Annotated in this window: 7 protein-coding genes; 2 read left to right on the forward strand and 5 right to left on the reverse strand. The window is 55.8% G+C overall.

Annotated features, from left to right (window positions below; translation table 11 throughout):
• On the reverse strand, positions 1-335 hold a 335-nt coding region (locus AC1D00_RS30385; RefSeq protein WP_477013202.1), incomplete at its 3' end, for a hypothetical protein.
• A gap of 226 nt (positions 336-561) precedes the next feature.
• Here AC1D00_RS30385 and AC1D00_RS30390 point away from each other — a divergent pair.
• The gene (locus tag AC1D00_RS30390; RefSeq protein WP_477013203.1) at positions 562-771 is read left to right on the forward strand and encodes a hypothetical protein; all 210 of its coding nucleotides are present in this window, start codon (positions 562-564) and stop codon (positions 769-771) included.
• Positions 772-775: 4 nt separating this feature from the next.
• Here the strand turns inward: AC1D00_RS30390 and AC1D00_RS30395 are convergent, their stop codons facing one another.
• The 4 genes from AC1D00_RS30395 to AC1D00_RS30410 form a co-directional block, all read right to left on the reverse strand.
• Positions 776-1,030 carry a hypothetical protein gene (locus AC1D00_RS30395; protein WP_477013204.1) on the reverse strand — a complete coding sequence of 85 codons (255 nt, stop codon included), beginning with the start codon at positions 1,028-1,030 and terminating at the stop codon, positions 776-778.
• Between the two features lie 235 nt (positions 1,031-1,265).
• Positions 1,266-1,400, reverse strand: a complete 135-nt coding sequence (locus tag AC1D00_RS30400) for a hypothetical protein (protein ID WP_477013205.1) — start codon at positions 1,398-1,400, stop codon at positions 1,266-1,268.
• 157 nt (positions 1,401-1,557) lie between these two features.
• The gene (locus AC1D00_RS30405; protein WP_477013208.1) at positions 1,558-1,902 is read right to left on the reverse strand and encodes a hypothetical protein; all 345 of its coding nucleotides are present in this window, start codon (positions 1,900-1,902) and stop codon (positions 1,558-1,560) included.
• A 105-nt stretch (positions 1,903-2,007) separates the two neighbouring features.
• Positions 2,008-2,406, reverse strand: a complete 399-nt coding sequence (locus tag AC1D00_RS30410) for a helix-turn-helix transcriptional regulator (RefSeq protein WP_477013206.1) — start codon at positions 2,404-2,406, stop codon at positions 2,008-2,010.
• 1,231 nt (positions 2,407-3,637) lie between these two features.
• On the opposite strand from AC1D00_RS30410, the gene AC1D00_RS30415 reads away from it, so the two are divergent.
• Positions 3,638-3,799 (forward strand): hypothetical protein, encoded by a 162-nt coding sequence (locus AC1D00_RS30415; RefSeq protein WP_477013207.1) that lies wholly within the window; start codon positions 3,638-3,640, stop codon positions 3,797-3,799.
• The last annotated feature ends 256 nt before the right edge of the window (positions 3,800-4,055 follow it).

Here is a 4,055-nt window from a genome sequence, read left to right on the forward strand (position 1 = left end):
ATATTATGGTGCTTCGCAGGGTTACGCGCCCGGCGAAAAGGAGCAATTTCTCGATAGTGTGAGACAAGGTGGTTAGATCGCCCAAACATATCGGATGATCTTGCCAACTGCGATCGCTGAGGTGCAAACGAAGGTCCGCGCGAGACGGCCTTTTCCAGTTCTTCCTTCGCTTCCGCCGCGCGGCCAAGCTGGCCCAGCGCCACCGAGCGGCAGCGCTTGCCCCGACCGCGGCTTCTGATGGGGCGACTGGAGTACGCCCCGGTCAGCTCTTCAGGCGCGAACTCTTCTTCGCAGTGATCGCAGCGCGGGATTTCATGCATCCGGGCATTGCTCATGCAGTTGTGGCGGAATTCGGTAGGCTATTCACACTCGACTGCCGCGCAAGAATTTGATCAAAACTCACGGCCGAGCTTGCGCCGCTCGTTCCTAATCCGGAACATGCTGAAGAAATCCCGGACGTTGCACATTTACAACCCGCGACGACATCCGAGACACTAAGCTGGTCTATTGAGACAACCGAAACATATTTCTTGTTTAGTTCATACGAACTGCGGGGCAAAAATGTTTGATGTCTATCGCAATGATAAGCGGGACTTGCTCGTTCTAAGCACAGGCTCTGCCGTCCCCGTGATTTACTCTACGCATAAGTGGCGCAAGAGCAGAAAAAGAGTTCTCAAGGTCAGCGAGGAAATCAAGTCAGCCGTTCGGGCACAAGGCTATTACCTCCGCAACCTGCGGGCCAACGGGTTGAACGTGAACACCACAGACTGACCGGCTATCCCGTCGTTGCGCCTTCCAACCGCGCCAGTCCAGTCTCGATCACGACGATGTCTTCCTCGATCTGCTGGATAGTACTCGTGCAGTCGATCCCGGTGCACGCGTTGAGGTCTGCAATCAGTTTCCGGCGCTGCATCCGAAGTTCATCGAGAGACTTCTGGTCCTTGAGCGAAATGTAACCCTCAACGATCAGCCCAATAGCCCCTGACATCTTCAGCACCTCCCGAGCCTCATTCATACCTTCGAGCAGCAATCACGCGTCCCGAGTTCGTCTAAAACAGCGCCCCTCCGCAACTCGTGCGCAGCAGCTGTCAAATGGGAGCCCACGATCAGCCCGAGCCTCTTTAATTTCACAAGAGCAACGGGGTCACACAGCTCGATRGAAAGCCCTGCTCCCAACACTGTAATGGCGCGTTGCTCATCTGCATCGAGATCAGCCCATGTAATGCCTTCCATCACGCGCCTCAAATTTGTCCCCGATGGACATCTTAAAAACCGAACGCATGCTTGATTTGCCGCAGCATAGCCATGGCCGCGTCGGTGTACCGACCGTGGGTTAGATATTGATCCACTTGCGCTGCGCTGATCAGCGCAACAACGAAGACCGTGAAGCCCTTAAACATTGGGGCTTCTCCTGAAAGAGACCGCCAACCGGGCGTGTCGAAGTATCGAACCGTTCTAGAATGCGCTGCCACTTGTAGCGACGACCTATATGTAGATGGTGACAGTGACTGGTAACCAGTCCCTTAACCGAGTGTCGTTTCGGTCCCGCTTCCCGTGTTACGGATCGCGGGGCGCTGGGTCGTCGGGGAAGACGCCGGGCATCGGCTGCGAGTTACCGACGTAGCGATTGACCACGCGGAAGAGCGCGAGGATGGCGGCTTGGCTGGTGGTGATGCTATAGAGAGCGGCATACTGTGCGTCGTGGGTGCGGATAAAACCCGGTTGGGAAGTCACGCCGAGCGCAAAAGTAAACATCGATCCGAAATTTCGGTGCCTTGGCTTTACCGCCGACCTCGCATAGCGTCGGCAAAGGTTTAACGTCTCACCGAGATCAAACAAATGAGCCGTTTCCTGCTGTGCAGCATTGCCGCTACCTGCTTCGCCGGAGCCTTGGTTTTTCATTCCTCCGAAGCGAATGCCGTTTATTGGCGCGGCATCACCTGGCGTAGCTCCTGAAGTGACGCCCCGAGCAGGATTTTGCCTGTAATGATTTGATGAAACGGACTTTTACTTAACCGCTGCTTCCGATTTTGCACATCGTAAGGTGGAAGAAGGGAGCTCTCCAAATAACAACCTATACTCGCGCGCAAAGTCGCTCAGATGCCAAAACCCGCAGTCCAATGCCACGCTCTTCACGCTGGCCGCCCCATGCTGAAGCTTTTCGCGAGATCTCGATAGCCTTTTCATCCGCACGTAGCGATGAAGGGACATGCCGGTCGAATCCAGTACGGCCGACCGGAGGGTGCGATCTGAAACTCCTAGCTGATCAGCAAGATAGCTGCTGTAAACAGGCTTCGAACTCTGGATCAGCCGATCAAGCTTCTCGACTATACGGCTATACCGGTCTGACCGGCAAAACGCTTCTTTGCGGCTCATGCTCAGATGACTTTGTACATATCGTCCCATGCTCCGGAAAAGCCGTAAATTTTTACTTATCGTGATTGACGGTGTCGAGCCGCGTCAATACTCCGCCGCACCGCCGAGCCTTCACGGGTGGCAGGCACCACCCGTAAATTTCCCAAGTGTCGGCTAGTAGGCGCGGTGGTTAACTAGCGCGGGTTGAGCGCCGCACCATGAAAACACCGAAGCCAAAACAATGGGACGAGCAGGAAGTCCGACGACTGGTCAGGCTCGCCCGGGCACAGGCTGGCGTATCGAAGATAGCAGCGGAGCTAGGCCGTCACGCAGGATCAGTGAAGCGAATGGCGCGAACACTAGGGATACTGTTGAAGAAGTAGTCCCAAAGTGATCTTGAGCGCAGCGCGGCTGACCTACAGCCCAAAGCCCGGCCGCCGCGAGCTGGCCTGCAATTCGCGCGGAGCTAGGACTTAGATCGTCTGCAGCAATATGACCCCCACGACGGTCACAAAGAAACCGATTGCCGTCACTGCGGCGAAGCACCGCTCTACGCTATCCATGAACGCCCCCCTGCCAAAAAAATTAGTCCAGCTTTTTCGTGATTTACCGCTATTCCTACCGCTGCCTCGCACGTACGCCGCGAGGAAAATTGAGACCTGCTCCCCCCAGAACAGGACGCTCTGCAAAGAGTCGCCGCGACCCTCAAGGGGACTCCGGCGCCAAAAGCGCTCATGCCGCCATACTGGGGGCCGATTGCGTAGTGTTCGCATCATCTCCGATTGCTGGGAGCGGGAAGGCAGATGTGCACGACTGATCGCGCAGCGCATCGTTGGCTAAATGCTCCCAATACTCAGCTTCGGCGAGCAGTTTCCGACTTCTGTCGGGGTGATGCGCGGCAGTCTGACGGCACAGCGATGCCATCGCGCGCAGGCGACACACAGTATCCATCTACTCCTCCCATCATTTTTTGTTTTTTGCACCCTATTTTCTATTTTTACGTCGGAGTCATTATGATTATGACACAGAACCAAATTTTACTTTCCGAAGCGCGATTCGGCTTTCGTTACGCTTCAGATCGCGTCCCGAAACAACGGAACGCAATCCCGCGCTTCTTATTTCGCGCTCAATTGTCGAGCACCTGCCAAAGTGGTTCTTGGATGCCGCAAGGCCTCGCCATGGGCCGTTATTCTACGGAGATTGCGCATCCGCAGCGTTTGGCATCTACTTCAGATTGATTTTGTAGCGAGTTGAATTTGAGCGGCCCATGAGCGTTAGAGCCATGATGGCAACGATCCTTCAGAAGCAAATGGTATTGCGAGGCGTACATTCACTGACGCCTTCTGACTATGATGAGATCGTCAAAGAGCTGGTCGAACAGCTCAGAGAGCTGGAGCTTGGCTTGGCCGCTCGCGAGTTAGCGGACAAGCAGAAGCCGAAGTAGCCTCACATTCTGACACCGCAGATGTGCTTGGTCATCGACGGCGACTCAATATATCGATTTGTCCGCCATGAAACACGCCTCTGCTCGCCCCTTAACTGATCCAGAAGTCGCCGCCCGCAAGTTGGTTGAAATTGCCAGCGGCATGCCCGCCAACGAGCCCCCGGGTGCGAGCGGAGATCACCACCGTGCCCGGGTCGGCCAAGGCTTGCAGCCGCGCCGCGAGGTTTGGCGTGTCGCCGACCACCGTCTCCTGCCG

Source organism: Bradyrhizobium sp. P2_E8 (assembly GCF_056403875.1).